The organism is Allocatelliglobosispora scoriae (genome assembly GCF_014204945.1).
GTDB lineage: Bacteria > Actinomycetota > Actinomycetes > Mycobacteriales > Micromonosporaceae > Allocatelliglobosispora > Allocatelliglobosispora scoriae.
This window is the reverse complement of sequence record NZ_JACHMN010000002.1, coordinates 24,318-40,843: the sequence shown is the minus strand read 5'-3', so window position 1 is coordinate 40,843 and position 16,526 is coordinate 24,318. Positions and strand designations below refer to the sequence as shown.

General features: G+C 71.6%; 15 protein-coding genes. 9 read left to right on the top strand and 6 right to left on the bottom strand.

Annotated features, from left to right (window positions below):
- The first annotated feature begins 195 nt into the window (after window positions 1-195).
- Window positions 196-3,957: an nSTAND1 domain-containing NTPase gene (locus tag F4553_RS42270; protein WP_221469794.1), complete on the top strand. Its 3,762-nt coding sequence runs from the start codon at window positions 196-198 to the stop codon at window positions 3,955-3,957.
- Between the two features lies 1 nt (window position 3,958).
- On the opposite strand, the gene F4553_RS06140 is transcribed toward F4553_RS42270, so the two are convergent.
- The 4 genes from F4553_RS06140 to F4553_RS06125 form a co-directional block, all read right to left on the bottom strand.
- On the bottom strand, window positions 3,959-6,232 hold the full coding sequence (locus F4553_RS06140) for a putative bifunctional diguanylate cyclase/phosphodiesterase (protein ID WP_184833359.1): 2,274 nt from the start codon (window positions 6,230-6,232) through the stop codon (window positions 3,959-3,961).
- 7 nt (window positions 6,233-6,239) lie between these two features.
- Entirely contained in the window at window positions 6,240-7,427 is a 1,188-nt protein-coding gene (locus F4553_RS06135) for an FIST signal transduction protein (RefSeq protein WP_184833357.1), read from the bottom strand.
- Between the two features lie 90 nt (window positions 7,428-7,517).
- The gene (locus F4553_RS06130; RefSeq protein ID WP_184833355.1) at window positions 7,518-7,748 is read right to left on the bottom strand and encodes a ferredoxin; all 231 of its coding nucleotides are present in this window, start codon (window positions 7,746-7,748) and stop codon (window positions 7,518-7,520) included.
- Window positions 7,742-8,941, bottom strand: coding sequence for a cytochrome P450 (locus F4553_RS06125; RefSeq protein WP_184833353.1), 1,200 nt, complete (start codon window positions 8,939-8,941; stop codon window positions 7,742-7,744). Before F4553_RS06125 ends, F4553_RS06130 begins: the two co-directional genes overlap by 7 nt.
- A 254-nt stretch (window positions 8,942-9,195) precedes the next feature.
- Here F4553_RS06125 and F4553_RS06120 point away from each other — a divergent pair, with 254 nt between their 5' ends.
- The 4 genes from F4553_RS06120 to F4553_RS06105 all read left to right on the top strand — a co-directional run bounded on the left by F4553_RS06120 (window position 9,196) and on the right by F4553_RS06105 (window position 12,422).
- Window positions 9,196-9,798 carry a hypothetical protein gene (locus F4553_RS06120; protein ID WP_184833351.1) on the top strand — a complete coding sequence of 201 codons (603 nt, stop codon included), beginning with the start codon at window positions 9,196-9,198 and terminating at the stop codon, window positions 9,796-9,798.
- 155 nt (window positions 9,799-9,953) lie between these two features.
- A complete protein-coding gene (locus F4553_RS06115) occupies window positions 9,954-11,258 on the top strand; it encodes an NAD(P)/FAD-dependent oxidoreductase (RefSeq protein WP_184833349.1) in 1,305 nt (434 codons plus the stop codon).
- 158 nt (window positions 11,259-11,416) lie between these two features.
- Window positions 11,417-11,581, top strand: coding sequence for a hypothetical protein (locus tag F4553_RS06110; RefSeq protein ID WP_184833347.1), 165 nt, complete (start codon window positions 11,417-11,419; stop codon window positions 11,579-11,581).
- Entirely contained in the window at window positions 11,574-12,422 is an 849-nt protein-coding gene (locus tag F4553_RS06105; RefSeq protein WP_184833345.1) for a M15 family metallopeptidase, read from the top strand. The genes F4553_RS06110 and F4553_RS06105 overlap by 8 nt, the downstream gene beginning before the upstream one ends.
- A 7-nt stretch (window positions 12,423-12,429) precedes the next feature.
- Here F4553_RS06105 and F4553_RS06100 read toward each other — a convergent pair whose 3' ends face one another.
- Window positions 12,430-12,756: a plasmid stabilization protein gene (locus F4553_RS06100; protein ID WP_184833343.1), complete on the bottom strand. Its 327-nt coding sequence runs from the start codon at window positions 12,754-12,756 to the stop codon at window positions 12,430-12,432.
- 154 nt (window positions 12,757-12,910) lie between these two features.
- Between F4553_RS06100 and F4553_RS06095 the strand changes: the two genes are divergently transcribed.
- Window positions 12,911-13,810, top strand: coding sequence for a universal stress protein (locus F4553_RS06095; RefSeq protein WP_184833341.1), 900 nt, complete (start codon window positions 12,911-12,913; stop codon window positions 13,808-13,810).
- Here F4553_RS06095 and F4553_RS06090 read toward each other — a convergent pair.
- Window positions 13,790-14,053, bottom strand: coding sequence for a DUF3040 domain-containing protein (locus F4553_RS06090; protein WP_184833339.1), 264 nt, complete (start codon window positions 14,051-14,053; stop codon window positions 13,790-13,792). The genes F4553_RS06095 and F4553_RS06090 overlap by 21 nt on opposite strands.
- 94 nt (window positions 14,054-14,147) lie before the next feature.
- Between F4553_RS06090 and F4553_RS06085 the strand changes: the two genes are divergently transcribed.
- From F4553_RS06085 to F4553_RS06075, 3 genes are read left to right on the top strand one after another with little or no spacing between them, the layout of a single operon-like run.
- Window positions 14,148-14,552: a DUF5709 domain-containing protein gene (locus F4553_RS06085; protein WP_246466193.1), complete on the top strand. Its 405-nt coding sequence runs from the start codon at window positions 14,148-14,150 to the stop codon at window positions 14,550-14,552.
- 27 nt (window positions 14,553-14,579) lie between these two features.
- The gene (locus tag F4553_RS06080; protein WP_184833336.1) at window positions 14,580-15,221 is read left to right on the top strand and encodes a DUF998 domain-containing protein; all 642 of its coding nucleotides are present in this window, start codon (window positions 14,580-14,582) and stop codon (window positions 15,219-15,221) included.
- Window positions 15,222-15,231: 10 nt separating this feature from the next.
- A complete protein-coding gene (locus tag F4553_RS06075; RefSeq protein ID WP_221469793.1) occupies window positions 15,232-16,467 on the top strand; it encodes an NAD(P)/FAD-dependent oxidoreductase in 1,236 nt (411 codons plus the stop codon).
- Window positions 16,468-16,526 lie beyond the last annotated feature (59 nt).

Genomic DNA, 16,526 nt, shown 5'->3' with positions numbered 1-16,526 from the left:
CGTGCGGATCAATGTCTAGCGCGTCGCGGGTTGTCAGGCTTCGGGAGCGTCAACCGGACAACCAAGAGCGGACAACTTCGTGGCCGTTTTCGCCTTCGGTGAGGATCGCCGGAGGTGAAAGCGCTGATAGCATCCGCACCTGTCGCTATAGAGCCCGGCTGCTGGAGGTGGAGGATGCCGCGTCCGGAACGTCCGGTGGACCCGGTCGATGGGCCGGTGCAGCGGTTCGCCGTCGCGCTGCGGGAGCTGCGGCGGTCGGCGGGCAACCCGACCTATCGGGTGCTGGCGAAACGGGCCCACTACTCCGCCACCACGCTGGCTCAGGCCGCCGCCGGCGATCAGCTGCCGACGCTGGCCGTGGCATCGGCGTACGCGCGAGCGTGCGGTGGTGACGAGGCACAGTGGACCGCTCGCTGGCGTGCTGCGGCGGCGGAGCTGGACGCCGCATCGGAGGCGGCCGGGGCGCCCGATCCGGGAGCGGACCGGCCGCCATATCCGGGCCTGGCCGCCTACGGGCCCGACGACGCCGATCTGTTCTGCGGGCGGGACCGCCTGGTCGCCGAGCTCGTCGACCGGTTGGCACGGCAGCGTTTCGTGGCCGTCGTCGGTGCTTCCGGCTCCGGGAAGTCGTCGCTGATGCGCGCCGGACTGGTACCGGCCGTCCACGCCGACGGGGATCGCTGGTCGACGGTGCTGATCACCCCGGGCGCGTACCCGGTGCGGGAATGCGCCGCGCAGCTCGCCGCCCGATCGGGCGGCGACCCGGCCGCGCTCGCGGCCGAACTCGATGCGGACCCCCGCAACCTCGGCCCGGCCCTGTCCCGGCTCCTGGCCGCAGGAGGGCCGGATGCCCAGTGCCTGCTCGTCGTCGACCAGTTCGAGGAGGTGTTCTCGCTCTGCCAGGACCCGGCCGAGCGGCAGGCCTTCATCCGGATGCTGCTGGCGGCGGCGCACGACCGGGACGGCCGGGCCCGAGTGGTGATCGGGGTCCGGGCCGACTTCTACGCCCACTGCGCGCGCCTGCCGGAACTGGTGGCGGCGCTGCAGGACGCGCAGCTCATCGTCGGTCCGATGACGCCCGAGGAGCTGTCCGTCGCCATCACCGCACCGGCGGCTCGATCCGGGCTGATGGTGGAGAAGGCGCTCGTCGCCACGATCATCGCCGAGGCGGCGTCCCGACCCGCGGCACTGCCGTTCGTCTCGCACGCGTTGTGGGAGACCTGGCGTCGGCGGCGCGGCACGGGCCTGTTCCTCACCGCCTATCAGGCGGTCGGCGGCCTCGACGGTGCTGTCGCGCAGTCGGCCGAGCGCTGCTACGGCGAGCTGGACGAGGCGCACCGCCGGGCGGCCCGACGGATCCTGCTGCGGCTGACCGCGCTGGGCGACGGCACCGAGGACACCCGTCGGCGGGTCTCCCGTGCCGAACTCGGCGACGACGCCGTCACCGCCACGGTGCTGGAGAGCCTAGCGGCGGCCCGGCTGGTGACCATCGGCGCGCACACCGTGGAGATCGCCCATGAGGCGCTCATCCGCGGATGGCCGACCCTACGGGACTGGCTCGCCGCCGATCGGGAATCACTGCGGGCCCACCGCCGCGTCACCGGTGCCGCCGCCGAGTGGGCGGCGCGTGGCCACGATGAAGCGCTCCTCTACCGGGGCAGCCTGCTGCAGGAGTGGGCCGACCGGGACACCGGAGAACTCAACGACACCGAACGCGGCTTCCTCGCCGCGAGCGGGGCGCGGGACAGGCGGGAACGCGCGCGCCGCCGGCGCCGGCTGCGGGCCACCATCGGCGGCCTGGTCGCGGGACTGGTCACGGTGAGCCTGCTCGCCGTCGTCGCGGTGGTGAAGACCGTCGAGGCGAGCGGCCAACGCGACCTCGCCGTCGCGGGCAGCCTGGCCGCGCAGTCGCGTGCGGTCCTCTCCGCCCAACCGGACCTGGCGAATCTGCTGGCACTGGCCGGACTCGGCCACGCCGTGACCGCTCAGACCGCGGCCAGCGCCCAGGCCACCATGTCGGCCCCGATGCACGTCGCGCGACCGCTGATCGGACACTCCGGTGCGGTCACCGCCGTGGCTTTCAGCCCCGACGGCCACAGTGTCGCCACCGGCAGCGCCGACGGCACCGTCCGCCTGTGGAACCCCGCGACCCCCGGCCGGTCCGCCGCCGTCACGCACGGCGGCGGCGTGAACGCGGTCGCCTTCAACGGCACCGGCGGCATCCTGGCCACCGGAGGCGTCGACGGCAGCGTGCGGCTCTGGGACACCGCCACCCACCAGCCCCTGGGCCGGTTGACCGGCGACGCCGCCGTCAACGCCGTGGCATTCAGCCCCGACGGTGCGACCCTCGCGACCGCGAACGACGACGGCACCACCGGACTCTGGGACACCGCTGCCCGGCGTCGGCTCGCCACGCTGGGCGGACACGTCGGCCCCGTCTACGCGGTGGCCTTCAGCCCGGACGGGAGGAGCCTCGCCACCGGCGGGGACGACAACAAGGTCAGGCTGACGGACCCCGTCACGCACCGGACGACGGCGGTCCTCCCCGACCACCCGAGCGAGGTCTTCGCAGTGGCCTTCGGCCCGGGCGGCACGACCCTCGCCACGGGATCCGCCGACGGTGCCGCCCGCATCTGGGACACCGCCACGCGCAAGGTCGTCGCCACTCTCCCCGGCCACACCCGCCTCGTCCGGGCCGTCGCGTTCGTCGGCGACGGCAGCACCCTCGTCACCGGGAGCTGGGACGGCACCGCCCGGCTCTGGAGCACCACCACACACCAGTCCGTGGCGACCCTCACGGGCCACACCGACCAGGTGCTCGCCGTGGCGGCGAGCCCCGACGGCAGGTCCATCGTCACCGGCAGCATGGACGGCACGGCTCGGCTGTGGGGCACGACCGTCAGCCGGCCCGTCGCCACGCTCCAGGGCCACACCGGCCACATCGACGCGGTGGCGTTCAGCCCGGACGGGCGGACCGTCGCCACCGGCGGCAGGGACGGGACGGCCCGCCTGTGGGACGCCGCCGACGGCAGCCTGACCGGCGTCCTCGACGCCGATGTCACCGATGACTTCGTCCTGGCGGTGGCGTTCAGCCCCAACGGCAGGCTGCTGGCGACCGGCCACCGCGACGGCGGGATCCGGCTGTGGGACACGGGCACCCGCCGGCGGATCGGCAGCCTCACCGGGCACGCCGACGACATCGCCTCCCTCGCCTTCAGCCCGAACGGCCAGATGCTGGCCAGCGCATCCATCGATCACACCGCTCGCTTGTGGAGCATGGCCACGCGGAGCACGATCGTGTTGCTGCGGGGCCACACGGACTGGGTCGACGCGGTGGCGTTCAGCCCCGACGGCACGACCGTCGCCACAGCCTCGGTGGACGGCACGGCCCGGCTCTGGGATGCCCGAACCGGTGAGCCCGTCGCGACGCTGACCCGCAACGTCGGCCGCCTGACCTCGCTGGCGTTCAGCCCCGACGGGAAGCTCCTCGCCGTCGCCCCCGCCGACGGCTCCGCCCAGCTGTGGGACGTGGCCCACCGCCGGGAGGTCGCCACCCTGTCCGGACACACCTTGGAGGTCACGTCGGTCGCGTTCAGCCCAGGCGGGCGATCGATCGCCACCGGCAGCCGGGACGGTTCCACGCGGATCTGGAACGTGAGCAGCCGCGAGCTGGTCCTTCAGCTCATCGATCACGTCGGGTGGATCACCGCGGTGGCGTTCAGCCCGGACGGCAGGACCATCGCCACCACCTCCTGGGACCGCACCGGCCGCCTCACACCGGCACCCGACACCTGGCCCCGCGAGCTCTGCCGCCGGGCGGGACGGAATCTGACCAGCAGCGAGTGGAGCGTCTACGTCGGACCGGAGCCCTACCGGCGCCTCTGCCCCGAATTCCCGTCCGGCCAGGGAGCAGACCCGTCGGCGCCCGTGCTCACCTTCCCGAACCTCGGCGGATGAGTCAGCGGATCGGGACCCGGACCGCGTCCAGCGGGTACTCGGTGCGCAGCAGCTCCGTCGCCTCCTCGGGCGGCAGCGGCGGCGAGAGCAGGAAGCCCTGGCCGAGCCGGCACCCCAGCTCCTGTACGGCGACCCGCTGCTCCTCGGTCTCGATGCCCTCGGCGATGCAGCTCAGACCCAGCGAGTCGGCGATCGCGATGATCGCCCGCACGATGCTGAGGTCGAGTTCGGGTCCGGTGACGCCGCTGACGAAGGACCGGTCGATCTTCAGGATCTCGATCGGCAGCCGCTTGAGGTAGGCGAGGTTGGAGTAGGCGGTCCCGAAGTCGTCGAGGGCGAACCGGACCCCGGCCGCGCGCAGGGTGGTGGCGTATTCGGTGACGTCGTGGCGAAGGTAGCTGTGCTCGGTGATCTCCAGCCAGATGTCGCTGGGCTCCAACCCGGTGCGGCGGATGACACCGAGGGTCTCCTCGGCGACCTTGGTGCCGCGCAGCTGGGCGGGGGAGATGTTGACCGCCATCGCCAGCGTCCGCCAGTGCGGCAGCCGGTGCCAGATCGCGAGCTGGCGGCAGGCCTGGTCCAGCACCCACCTGCCGATCTCGACGATCGCCCCGGTGTCCTCGGCGAGCGGGATGAAGACGTCCGGCGAGACGCTGCCGTGGTGCGGGTGCGTCCAGCGCAGCAGCGCCTCGAAGGCGAGGATGCGGCCGGTGTTGAGGGAGAAGATCGGCTGGTAGTGCAGGGCGAGCTGGTCGCGGTCGAGGGCGTGGCGCAGCTCGGACCGCAGGTCCAGTCGGTCGAGCGAGCGGTGCGAGGCGGCGTCGTCGAAGACCTCGACCTGGCCGGGCCCGCGCCCCTTCGCGACATACATGGCGGCGTCGGCGTCGCGCAGCATCGCGCTGGGCGTGCTGGTGCCCTGGGTGCCCAGGACGCCGCCGATGCTGGCGGTGACGTGGACCTGCTCGCCGCTGACGACGAACACGTCGTTGAGGTCGTCGGCGATGCGGCGGCCGACCTCGGCGACCTCGGCGAGCTGGGTGACGCCGTCGATGACGACGACGAACTCGTCGCCGCCGAAGCGGGCCAGCAGGTCGGTGGGGCGGACGCGTCGGCGCAGCCTCACGGCGACCTGCTGGAGCAGCTCGTCACCGGCCTCGTGGCCCAGGCGGTCGTTGACCGACTTGAACCCGTCGAGGTCGCAGAAGAGCAGCCCGACGTGGCTGGTGGAGCGCTGCAGCAGCGCCTGTTCGAGGTGGGCGGCGATGACGCTGCGGTTGGCGAGGCTGGTCAGCGAGTCGCGGGTGGCCCGCTCCTCCAGGGTGCGGTAGAGCTCGGCGTTGGTGAGCGCCACCCCGAGGTAGTTGGCGAAGATCGTCATGATCTCCCAGGTGTCGCGGGCGAAGGGCCGGGGCGGCTGGCGGGAGACGAAGAGCAGGGCGGAGATCGTCTCGTCGCGCAGCACCGGTACGCGGAGCACCCCGGGACCGGCCGGTTCGTCGTGCTCGCCCAGCGGTCGGGGCCACGACGAGATGACCTCGCTGCTCAGCCCCCGTTGCGCTCGCAGCCGGGCCTGGGTCTCGTCGAGGGTCACGATCCAGGCCTGGTCGGCGGCGGTCAGCTTGCGCAGCAGCTCCACGGCCTCGTCCAGCAGCGGTTCGGGGGCGAGGTGGCGGGCGAGGCGGTGCCCGTACCGGGCGAGTCGTTCGACCACCGCGCTGCGCTCGCGCTCGTCGACCGCGAGGCGCAGGCGGACCGCGACCGACGTCAGGACCTGGATGTCCGAGGGCGTGAAGGGCTCGTCGCTGCTGCGGTAGAGGATGAGCAGGTTGCTGGTGTAGGACTGCGGCGACAGCGGCACCCAGACCGCGGAGCGGATGCCGAGGCGCCCGATGGAGCCGGGTGCGTCGGCCGGGTCGAGCAGGCCGCCGTTGCGGGCGACGACGTGCCCGGCGAGGGCCTGCGCGGCGCCGGAGCCCAGGGGCAGGCCGCGGGTGAAGGCCTGGTCGTCCTCGGGCAGGCCGCAGCAGCCGGTGACGACGAGCCGGTCGGCGATGACGTGGGCGACGCACGCGACATCGGCGTAGAAGACCTCGGAGAGGACGGTCAGGGTCTGGTCGACGAGGGTCTCGGGGGACGCGGGCTCGCCGAGCACCGAGAGCAGCCGGATCAGCCGCGTGGTGTCGCGGAACGCCTCCCGGGCGGAGACGGTCGCGGCGGCGAGCTGCTCCTGGAGCTGGGCGACGGTCGGGTCGGCCTCGTCGGACGATGGGGTCATGGGCGCCTCACAGGGCTATCGCGGCAAGGGTGGCGTTGTGGTAACCGGCAACGCGTCCGGTGCGGGCGAACTCGCCGTAGGTGTAGAAGCCGAACGTCGGCACGTCGCCGGCCGCGGTCTGCAGCCGGGCTGCTTCGGCGGCGCCGTGGTTCTGCAGGATGTCGAGCCGGGCGACGCAGCTGAAGGCGAGGATCACCGACGGGTCGCGCCCGGCGACGGTGCGTTCGACCACGCCGTCGGTGACCTCCAGCAGGTCGGGTGCCTGGCAGGTGACGATCTGCACCGCGGAGTAGGTCGGCAGCGGGCAGAAGGTGTGCAGCTGCCCGTCGTCGTCGAGGTAGGCGCCTCGGATGAGCTGGGTCCCGTCGGGCTCGATGAGGCCGAAGGCGTGTGCCGAGTGGTAGCCGGGTTTGCGTACCCAGCCGAGTTCTTGACCTTGCTCGTCGGAGCGGAAGTGCTCGCGGAAGACGTCCGCAGCGGGCCGTCCGGCGATCTCGTGCACGATGGTTCCGTCCACCTTGGTCACGAGCAGCGGCAGACCGATCGGGTGCCAGCCGTGGTCGGCGACGACCGCGAGCGGCCACGGCGAGGAGATCCAGATCGCGACGGCGCCGCTCTCGGTGAGGATCTCGTCGCCGTCGAAGACCGCGGTCTCGGTGATGCGGCGGTCGTCGCCGGCGGCACCGCCGACGACGGGCACGGCCGCACCGACCACCTTGTGTACGCCGTTGAGGAACGCCTGCTGGTCCCCGGCGAGGCCGTCGACGAGCACGAGCAGCGCCGAGTGCTTGCCGATCGGCTCCCCGAGGTCCTGCTGGGCGGCGCGGGCGAGGTCCTTGCCGGCGGCGAAGGCGTCGCGGCGCAGCCCGGTGACGGAGCCGATGCCGAAGCGGTAGGGCCCGGCGGTGAGGGCGAGCACGGCGATGCCCTGGCCCGGTGGCGTGACGCCGCCGTTGTGGAAGTGCCCGCTGCTGGTGGCCCCGGCGAGCGGGGTGGTACCGGTGATCTCCCGGACCGCCTTGATGAGCAGCGGGAGGTCGTAGCGGACCGATGCGTAGACGAGGATGAGGGCTGGCTGCTCCCGCCCGAGCGCGGCGAGCGCTATGGCGGCGGCTTCCCGTCCGGCTTGTGCGGCGTCGGGATCTACGCTGGTTCCGATACCTGCCCGGACCTGCGATGTTACGTCCGTGGACACCCGACCGACGATAACGCAATGCCGGCCGGGGGTGCCCACTTTAGTGACGATCTAGCCGTTCGGTCAGGATTTAACGGTATAAACCGTGCTTTACGGTGCGGGAGCGATCACCCGCCCGTCGGCGGCGTGCCGGATCATGATCGCCTCCATCGGGCAGCACTCCGCCGCGTCGAGCACGGCCTCGTCGGCCTCCACCGCGGTGTTCACCGGCACCGCGACGTTGTCGGTGACGGTGAAGTGGTCGGGTGCACCGGCGGCGCAGAGCCCCGAGCCGATGCACCGCCGGGCGTCCACCTCGATCAACCAGTCGGGACTCACCATGTGACCGGCAGCTCCTTCAGTCCGCGGACCAGCATTCCTGACTTCCAGCGCAGGTCGGGCTCCTCGACGGCGAGGGTGAGCCCGGGGAAATGGCGGACGAGGGCGTCGATCGCGATCTGCAGCTCCATCCGGGCGAGCTGCGCGCCGACGCAGTGGTGCGGCCCGTGGCCGAAGCCGATGTGCGGGTTGGACTCGCGGGCGAAGTCGAGCTCGTCGGGGTGGTCGAAGACCTTCTCGTCGCGGTTCGCCGAGCCCAGCGAGCCGAGGACGGGGTCGCCTGCCTTGACCAGGACGCCGCCGAGCTCGATGTCCTCGGTGGCGTAGCGGGCGAAGGCGGCGGCGGTGCCGAGCGGGACATAGCGCATCAGCTCCTCGACGGCGGCCGGGACCAGCGAGCGGTCGGCGACGAGCTCGGCCCACCGGTCGGGGTTGGTGAGCAGCACGTAGACGAAGTTGGGAATCTGGGTCACCGTCGTCTCGTGCCCGGCCGCGAGCAGCCCGGCGAGGAGCTGGATCATCTCGGCCTCGGTGAGGCGGTCCTCGTTCTCGTCGCGGGCGCGGACCATGGCGCCGATGAGGTCGTCGGTCTCGGTGACCCGCCGCTGCGCCACGAGCCCGCCCATGTAGGCGTGCAGGCTGCCGATGTACTCCTGGATCTGCTCCATGCTGAGCGAGGTGGTGGAGACGATCGCCTCGGACCAGCGGTGGAAGTTGTGCCGGTCGTCGAAGGGGACGCCGAGCAGCTCGCAGATGACCATGACGGGCAGCGGGGTGGCGAAGGCCTCGACGAGGTCGGCCGGCTTCCCCTTCGACGCCATCTCGGTGAGCAGGTCGTCGGCGATCTCGGTGACCCGGGGCCGCAGTGTCTCGACCCGCCGGGCGGTGAACGCCTTGGCGATGAGCTTGCGCAGCCGGGTGTGGTCCGGCGGGTCCATCGCGAGCATGCCGGAGTCGTTCTGCCGGGGGTGGGTCCTGGGCTCGTCGCGCCCCACGCTCGCCGCCCGGCTGAAGCGGGGGTCGCCGAGCACGAAGCGGACATCTTCATAACGGGTGGCGAGCCAGGCCTGCTCGCCATAGGGCAGCTGCACCCGGGTCAGCGGCTCGCTGCGGCGCAGCTGGGCATAGAGGGGATCGAGGTTGAGCCGGTCGGCCGCGCCGAACGGGTAGGTCCGCGCCTCGTCGGTGGTCTGCATGTGTGCCTCCCCAGGAATCAGTCATGCATCTAGATGGATCGTAGGCATTGATGCTGCCCTGTGTCGATGGATGATGATTCGTGCCCGCTCGTAAGTTACTCACGATTAGCAAGGCGGCCGTTACTCAAAGTGAGAAAATCTCTGTTGATCTTGGCATATTGGTGCGAATTGAGGGTAATGTCGCCCCAGGCAAAGACGCCGGAGATCATATGGAGCTGGTGAGCGGGGGACCTGGAATGCGTATCAGGACATCATTGAGGATCGTTCTGACCCTGGGAATCACGGCGGTCTTCGCCGCTGCCGCCCCGGCGATGGCAAGCGCCGCCGAGCAGGCACCCACCCGCGAACAGCTCAAGCGCATGCTGCTCACCCCCGGTGAGCTCGCGCCGCTGACCAAGACCACCTGGACCGTGCAGCCCGCCCTCGCCGGGGACTCCCCGGCCAGCACCACCGGCTGCACCGGGCTCGACACCGCCGTCCTCGCCAGCAACACCGGCCTCGTCGACAGCGGGCCCTTCGACTTCCTCGCCGCCAACGGCGACCTGATCGAGCAGAACATCGCCTACGACCCGGACTCCGCCGCGCACGTCAAGCAGCTCGCCGCGGCGATCACCGACTGCCCGGCGATGACCTTCGACGGCATGTCCGTGCCGATCAAGACGATGCCGATCGGCACCAACCCGGACCGGATCGCGGCGTTCCGCGTCTACATCGACGGCGTCAGCCGCTCGGTCGTGCTCACCGCCAGCCACGGCGACTACGTCGTCGAGCTCATCGCCAGCGACCACAACTTCGACGAGGCCTACTACCAGGGCCTGCTGAGCGCCGCCTTCGCCAAGGTCGACAGCGTGCGGTAGGCGTACCCAGCTGATGGTTGAAGGCCGGGGGTGACCGCCCCCGGCCTTCGCCGTGCGGTGACCTGTCGCGCAATGGCGCATGCCCGGCATGACCGCTGGGTAGCAGGCCGGACGTAGGAGACGCTTCGACAGCACAGATCGGTTACGGTGAGCGCATGGCGACCAGGCATCGAGTCGTGATAATCGGATCGGGCTTCGGCGGCCTCTTCGCCGCCAAGGCCCTGCGGAAGGCGCCCGTCGACATCACCCTCATCGCGCGGACGACGCACCACCTCTTCCAGCCCTTGCTCTACCAGGTGGCGACCGGGATCCTCAGCCAGGGCGAGATCGCCCCGGCCACCCGGGAGGTGCTGCGCCGCCAGCGCAACGTCGAGGTGCTGCTCGGCGAGGTCACCGGGGTCGACCTGGCGACGCGGACCGTCACCGCCCAGAGCCCCGTCGCCACCTACACCACGCCGTACGACAGCCTCATCGTCGCGGCCGGATCGACCCAGTCCTACTTCGGCAACGACCAGTTCGCCGACCACGCCCCCGGCATGAAGAGCATCGACGACGCGCTGGAGCTGCGCGGGCGCATCTTCGGCGCGTTCGAGCTCGCCGAGCTGGAGGACGACCCGGTCAAGGCGGCCCGCTGGCTCACCTTCGTCGTCGTCGGCGCCGGACCCACCGGCGTCGAGATGGCCGGACAGATCAGCGAGCTGTCCCGCCGTGCCCTGCCCGGCGACTACCGCCGCATCGATCCTCGTGACGCCCGCATCATCCTCATCGACGGCGCCCCCGTGGTGCTGCCCGCCTTCGGCAGCCACCTCTCCGAGAAGGCCCGCCAGCGCTTGGAGAAGATCGGCGTCGAGGTCCGCCTCAACACCATGGTCGTCGGGGTCGACGCGACCGGGATCGAGGTCAAGCACGCCGACGGGTCGCAGGAGCGCATCGAGTCGATCTGCAAGATCTGGGCGGCCGGGGTCGCCGCCGCGCCGCTCGGTGCGCAGCTCGCCCGGGATGCCGGTGCCGAGACCAACCGGGCCGGCCAGGTCCTCGTCAACCCCGACACCACCCTGCCCGGGCACCCCGAGGTCTTCGTCATCGGCGACATGATGGCCCTCGACAAGCTCCCCGGTGTCGCCCAGGTCGCGATCCAGAGCGCGCGGCACGCCGCCGGGCAGATCAAGGCCCGCCTCGCCGGGCAGGAGACCGGCCAGCCCTTCCGCTACCGCGACAAGGGCAGCATGGCGACGATCTCGCGGTTCTCCGCCGTCGTCAGCATCGGCAAGACCAACCTCTCGGGCTTCATCGCCTGGCTGATGTGGCTCGCTGTGCACCTGCTCTACCTGGTCGGGTTCAAGAACCGGTTCACCGCGATCGCGCACTGGGCGGTCAGCTTCATCGGCCGCGGCCGATCCGAGCGTGCCGCCACATGGCAGCAGGTCTTCGCGAGAAACGCCCTGAAGAAGGACGACTAGCCGCCAAGCGGCGCTCGCCGGCGCCGCCTGGGCTTCCCCGTGCCCCGTGCACGAGCGCTTTTAGCACCAACTCTTGAGAAGAGTTGTGCGGATCGTGGTGCGCCCCGGCTGTCGCCGGGGCGACACACTTCTTCGGCCGTGCGGCGCATCCTGTAGCCGTGACCGAGCAGCTCCGGGCATCGGCCTGGGTCATCGAGGAGTACGACGAGGGCGAGCCCATCGACGAGAAGTCCTGCCGCCCCGTGGCCGACCCGGACGACCCGGACGAGCCCCGCTGGCAGGGCAACGACATCCGCCGTCCGCCGGTGGGCCGCGATGGCTGACCGCGACGACTACCCGGACCGCCCCGCCCACCACCCGGACATCAACGACGCCAACGGTCGCGGCTGGGGCCGGGGCTGGCCCGACTGCCAACGCTCCAAGATCGTGAAGGTACGCCGAGGCGGCACCGAGATCGCGGTCCGCCGGGAGATCTCCGAGCTCGTCGCGATCCTGCTGGAGGCGACCGAGGTCGTCCACGGCTATGCGATCAAGGGCGACCAGACCGGCGGTTTCAACTGCCGTGCCATCGACGGGTCCGACGATCCCAGCAACCACTCCTGGGGCCTCGCGATCGACCTCAACTGGGACGACAACCCGTGGCAGAACCCGTTCCGGTGCGACCTCCCCCCGGCCCTGGTCGCCATGTGGTGGCGCTGCGGCTTCTTCTGGGGCGGCTGGTACCACGGCAAACCCGACACCATGCACTTCGAGTACATCTTCCGCCCCGACGACGTCGCGGGTCACCTGGCGAAAGCGAAGGAACACCTCATGGCCTTCCGGGACGACGACGATGCCCGCGCGCTGATCTTCCGCATCGACGGGCTGCTGCGGATGAAGGACACCTTCGACAACCACGTCAACAATCCGGCGGAGGTCAACGACCTGGCCCGGGCGATCAAGGCGCTCGCGATCGAGGCCGCCGGGGCGCGCAGCGCGGCGCAGGAGGCGACGGCCGCAGCGGCTGCCGCGCGGGAGGCGGCGGTCCTGGCGAGGCTGGACGAGACGGCACTCGAAGCCGTGCTCGAACGGGTGGTCCGCCGGGTCCTCCTCGACCGGGACCGCACCGGGGACGTCCAACCGCCGATCGCCGCCGACGAGCCCGCCGCGTCGTCGGCGGAGTAGGCCCCGGTCAGCGGCCGACGGCCTTGAGGAGCTGGGCCTTCGTCATCGTCGAGCGGCCCTTGATGTTCTTCTTCTTCGCCTCCTCATAGAGCTGGTCGCGGGTCCGTCCACCCGGCCCCGAGTGCGAGCGCAGGCCGCCTCGGCGCCCCGAGGAGATGTCCGATGTCGAGAGCTTGCTCGACGTGGCGGCCTCGCCGGCGCGGGCGCGCTCCTTGTTGACGGTGCGGGCGGCGATCTCCTTCGCCGTCTCCGTCGACTCGCCCCGCTCCTTCGCGCTCTCCTTGATGTGCTCGTACTGGCGCTCGCGCTTCTTGCTCCACGCTTGCTGCGGCATGACGTCCTCCAGGATGTGGCTTTTTCTACACATACCCCGGGATGGGCTGGTCCTACCTCGGGAAGGTGGAAGTCGCCCGGAAATGCCGCCGCCGCCGCGCGCCTGCCGCGGTTTGGGCGCACGATGGAGGGGAGCGACCGGGAGGCGATGCGAGATGACCACTCAGCCTGACGCACCCATCGTGGCCGGAACGGACGGATCCGCGAGCGCCGACACCGCGCTGCGGTGGGCGGCAGACGAGGCCCACCTGCAGGGACGGCCCCTGCGCATCGTGCACGTGCTCGAATTCGTCGGGCCCCGCCTGGGCTATGACTACCTGTCCCATGATGAGTCGTCGTCGACCGGCCGGCACATCCTCGACCGGGCCCGGGCCACGGTGCTGACGCACCGGCCGGACCTCGACGTGTCGACGGCCGAGATCAGCGACGACGCCGCGCACGCGCTGATCGCCGAGTCCGACAGCGCCGCGATGGTCGTCGTCGGCAGCCGGGGGCACGGCGGCTTCCACGACATGATCCTGGGGTCGACCAGCCTGCAGACCGCCACCCACGCCCGCTCCCCGGTCGCGGTCGTCCGCCCGCAACAACACCAGTCACAACCACCATCGGGGTACGCCGACCGCCACCTCGTCGTCGGCGTGGACGGTTCATCGCGCTCGGCGCTCGCACTGGAGCTGGCCTTCGCGGAGGCGGAGCGGCGCGGGATCGGCGTGACGGCGATCCATGCCTGGCAGCGCCCCGTCGCCTCCGGATTCGGCGACGCACCCGTCGTGCACGACACCGAGGCGCTCACCGCGATCGAAACCGCCCTGCTGACCGATGTGCTCCAGACATCCCGCGACGATCACCCGAATGTCCCCGTGGAGCCCGTCGTCGTCGAGGCGTCAGCGGCCGGCGCGCTGGTGGCGGCCTCGGCCGGCGCCGAACTCGTCGTGGTCGGCTGCCGCGGCCACGGCGGATTCACCGGGCTGCTGCTGGGCTCGGTCAGCGTCGCGCTGATCCACCACGCGCACTGCCCGGTGCTGGTCGCCCACTCACCGCAGACGGCTCGGTAGCCACCTGGCCATCACGACGCCGGTGCTCATCACCACTGCGGCGAGCAGGATCACCGGAGTGTGGAACAACGCGGAGAGACCGCCCGCGACACCCATCGCGAGCAGCCACCACCACCAGAAGCCCGTGCTCGGCTGGTGGCCCCGGGCCGCCAGCCGCCGCATCCGTCGGGCGAAGCGCGGATCATCACTCACGATGCAGAGTTCGATCTCGTCGAGCCGCCGCTGTTCGTCGTGGCCAAGCATATTTCTGTTGTACCCGTCACAGGGCCCGGCTATACCTGGAATCCGAATGTCGGGTATGCCCACGCTCGAACGTGGGTAGACGGATCATATGAACATGATCGAACCGCAATCGCCGAGCCCGGAGGACGACGGCATCCCCGGCTACGCCGACGACACCTCCACCGCCGAGGACCGGGGCGTCCGCCTGACGAGTCCCGACGACTCGGCACCTGCGCTGCCCGTCGACGGCCCCGATCTCAGCCAGGCGTTCGGCGTCACCGAGGCGCAGTCCCGGCACGGGCAGTCGCTGTCGCAGAAGCTCGCCCGCGAGGAGCCCGACCGCTTCCGCCCCGGCGACGACAGCGAGCACGTCGGGCGGCTCGTCGCACCCGACGCCGGTTCGGGCCTCGACGACGAGGCCGAGTCCATCGGCTATGACAGCGGCGAGCAGGAGGGCCTCTCCGCCGAGGAGGCGGCGATGCACATCCTGCCCACCGACGCCGACCCGCCGCTCGATTAGGGATCCGATCCGCCGTACGGTGAGTGCATGTCACGTGCCGTGCGGCTGGGTGCGGCCTGCTGGCTGCTCGTCGCGTCCTACTTCGCCGCGCAGCCGGTGGTCGCCGCCGCGTGGTCGCCGCCCTACAGCTACGCCGTCAACACCATCAGCGACCTCGGCAACGCCACCTGCGGCGCCGCGTGCTCACCCCGGCACGCGCTGATGAACGCAGCCTTCGTCCTCACCGGACTCGCCTCGATCGCCGGCGCGCTGCTGAGCCGCCGCTACTGGCCGCCCGGGCGGCTCGCCACGGCCGGGCTGATCTGCGTCGGTCTCGCCGGGGCCGGCGGGATCCTGGTCGGGCTCGCACCCGCCGATGTCAACGTGCCGGTGCACGTCGCCGGTGCGGCGCTGCAGTTCCCGGGTGCCGTCGGGCCGCTGCTGCTGGGGCTGGCGACCGTGGCGACGAGGCCGGGCGAGCGGGCCTTCTCGATCGCGCTGGGTCTGCTGGGGACGGTCTGCTGCCTGCTCTTCCTCACTGGGGCGGAGTTCGGGATCGGGCGCGGCGGCGTCGAGCGGCTCGCCTTCGACCCGCTCTCGGTGTGGAAGCTGACGATGGCAGTGGTGATCCTGGCCCGCGCCGGAGCACCCGGACCGGGTTCTACGGCGAGCGGCCACCGACGGGGATAGGCTGCTCAGGGTGAGCAAACGCGTGGACGTCGCGGTCATCGGTGCCGGTCTGGCCGGGCTCGTGGCGGCGCGCCACCTGTCCCGGGCCGGGATCGAGGTCACGGTGCTGGAAGCAGGCGACGACATCGGCGGGCGGGTCCGCACCGACGTCGTCGACGGCTTCCGGGTCGACCGGGGGTTTCAGGTGCTGTGCCCCGCCTACCCGGCGATGGCGCGGGAATTCGATCTGCCGCTGCTCGACCTGAAACCGTTCACCCGGGGCGTCGGGGTGATGTCCGGCGGCCGGGTACGGCGGGTCGCGCTGCGGCCGGAGGCGCTCGCCTCGGCGTACCACCTGCTGAGCGTGCGCGGGGCGCTGGCGCTCGCCGCGATGAGCGCGCGCGACGTCGCGGTGCCCGCGGGCCGGTTGCGGGCCCGGACCGACCGCGCGACCTCGACCGAGCTCGCCGCAGCCGGCCTGGAGCGGCGCGACATCGATCGGCTGATGCGGCCGTTCCTGTCCGGGGTGTTCCTGGAGGACCGGCTCGACACGTCAGGGCGCTTCTTCCATCTGCTGTGGCGGGTGTTCCTGCGATCGGGTGCCGCGGTGCCCGCCGACGGCATGTCGGCGCTGCCGCGGCAGCTCGCGGACGGGCTGCCGGTCGGGACGGTCCGCTGCGACAGCAAGGTCACCGCCGTCGACGGCACCACGATCACCCTGCACACCGGTGAGACGGTCGAGGCCCGGACCGTGATCGTCGCGACCGACGGCGACACCGCGTCATCGCTGCTCAGGGGCGTCCGAGCCCCGGACTGGCACGGGGTGACCACCTTTTATCACACGGCCCCCGACAGCCCGCTGGGCGAGCCGTTGCTCCTCGTCGACGCCGACCAGCCGGGACTGATCCGCAACACCGTCGTCATCAGCGAGGCCGCGCCCGGCTACGGGTCCGGGGGCCGACCACTGATCTCGACCTCCGTCCTCGACACCGCGCGACCCGTGTCCGAAGTGGAGGCGGCGGTCCGGGCGCGGCTCGGGTTCCTCTACCGCACCGGCACCCGGGACTGGGATCTCGTGGCGGCCTACCGGGTCCCGCACGCGCTGCCCGCCATGCCCGCACCGCACCCGCTGCGGCGCCGGGTCATGCTGGCACCGCACCTCTACGTCTGCGGCGACCACCGGGACACGAGCTCGATCCAGGGAGCGCTCGTCTCGGGACGGCGGACGGCGACCGCCGTGCTCCGCGGACTACGGCGCGCGGCCTGAGCGGTAAGGCGAGGCCCGGTCTGATAAGTCCCATCACGCGCATGGATCGGTGCTCGTCG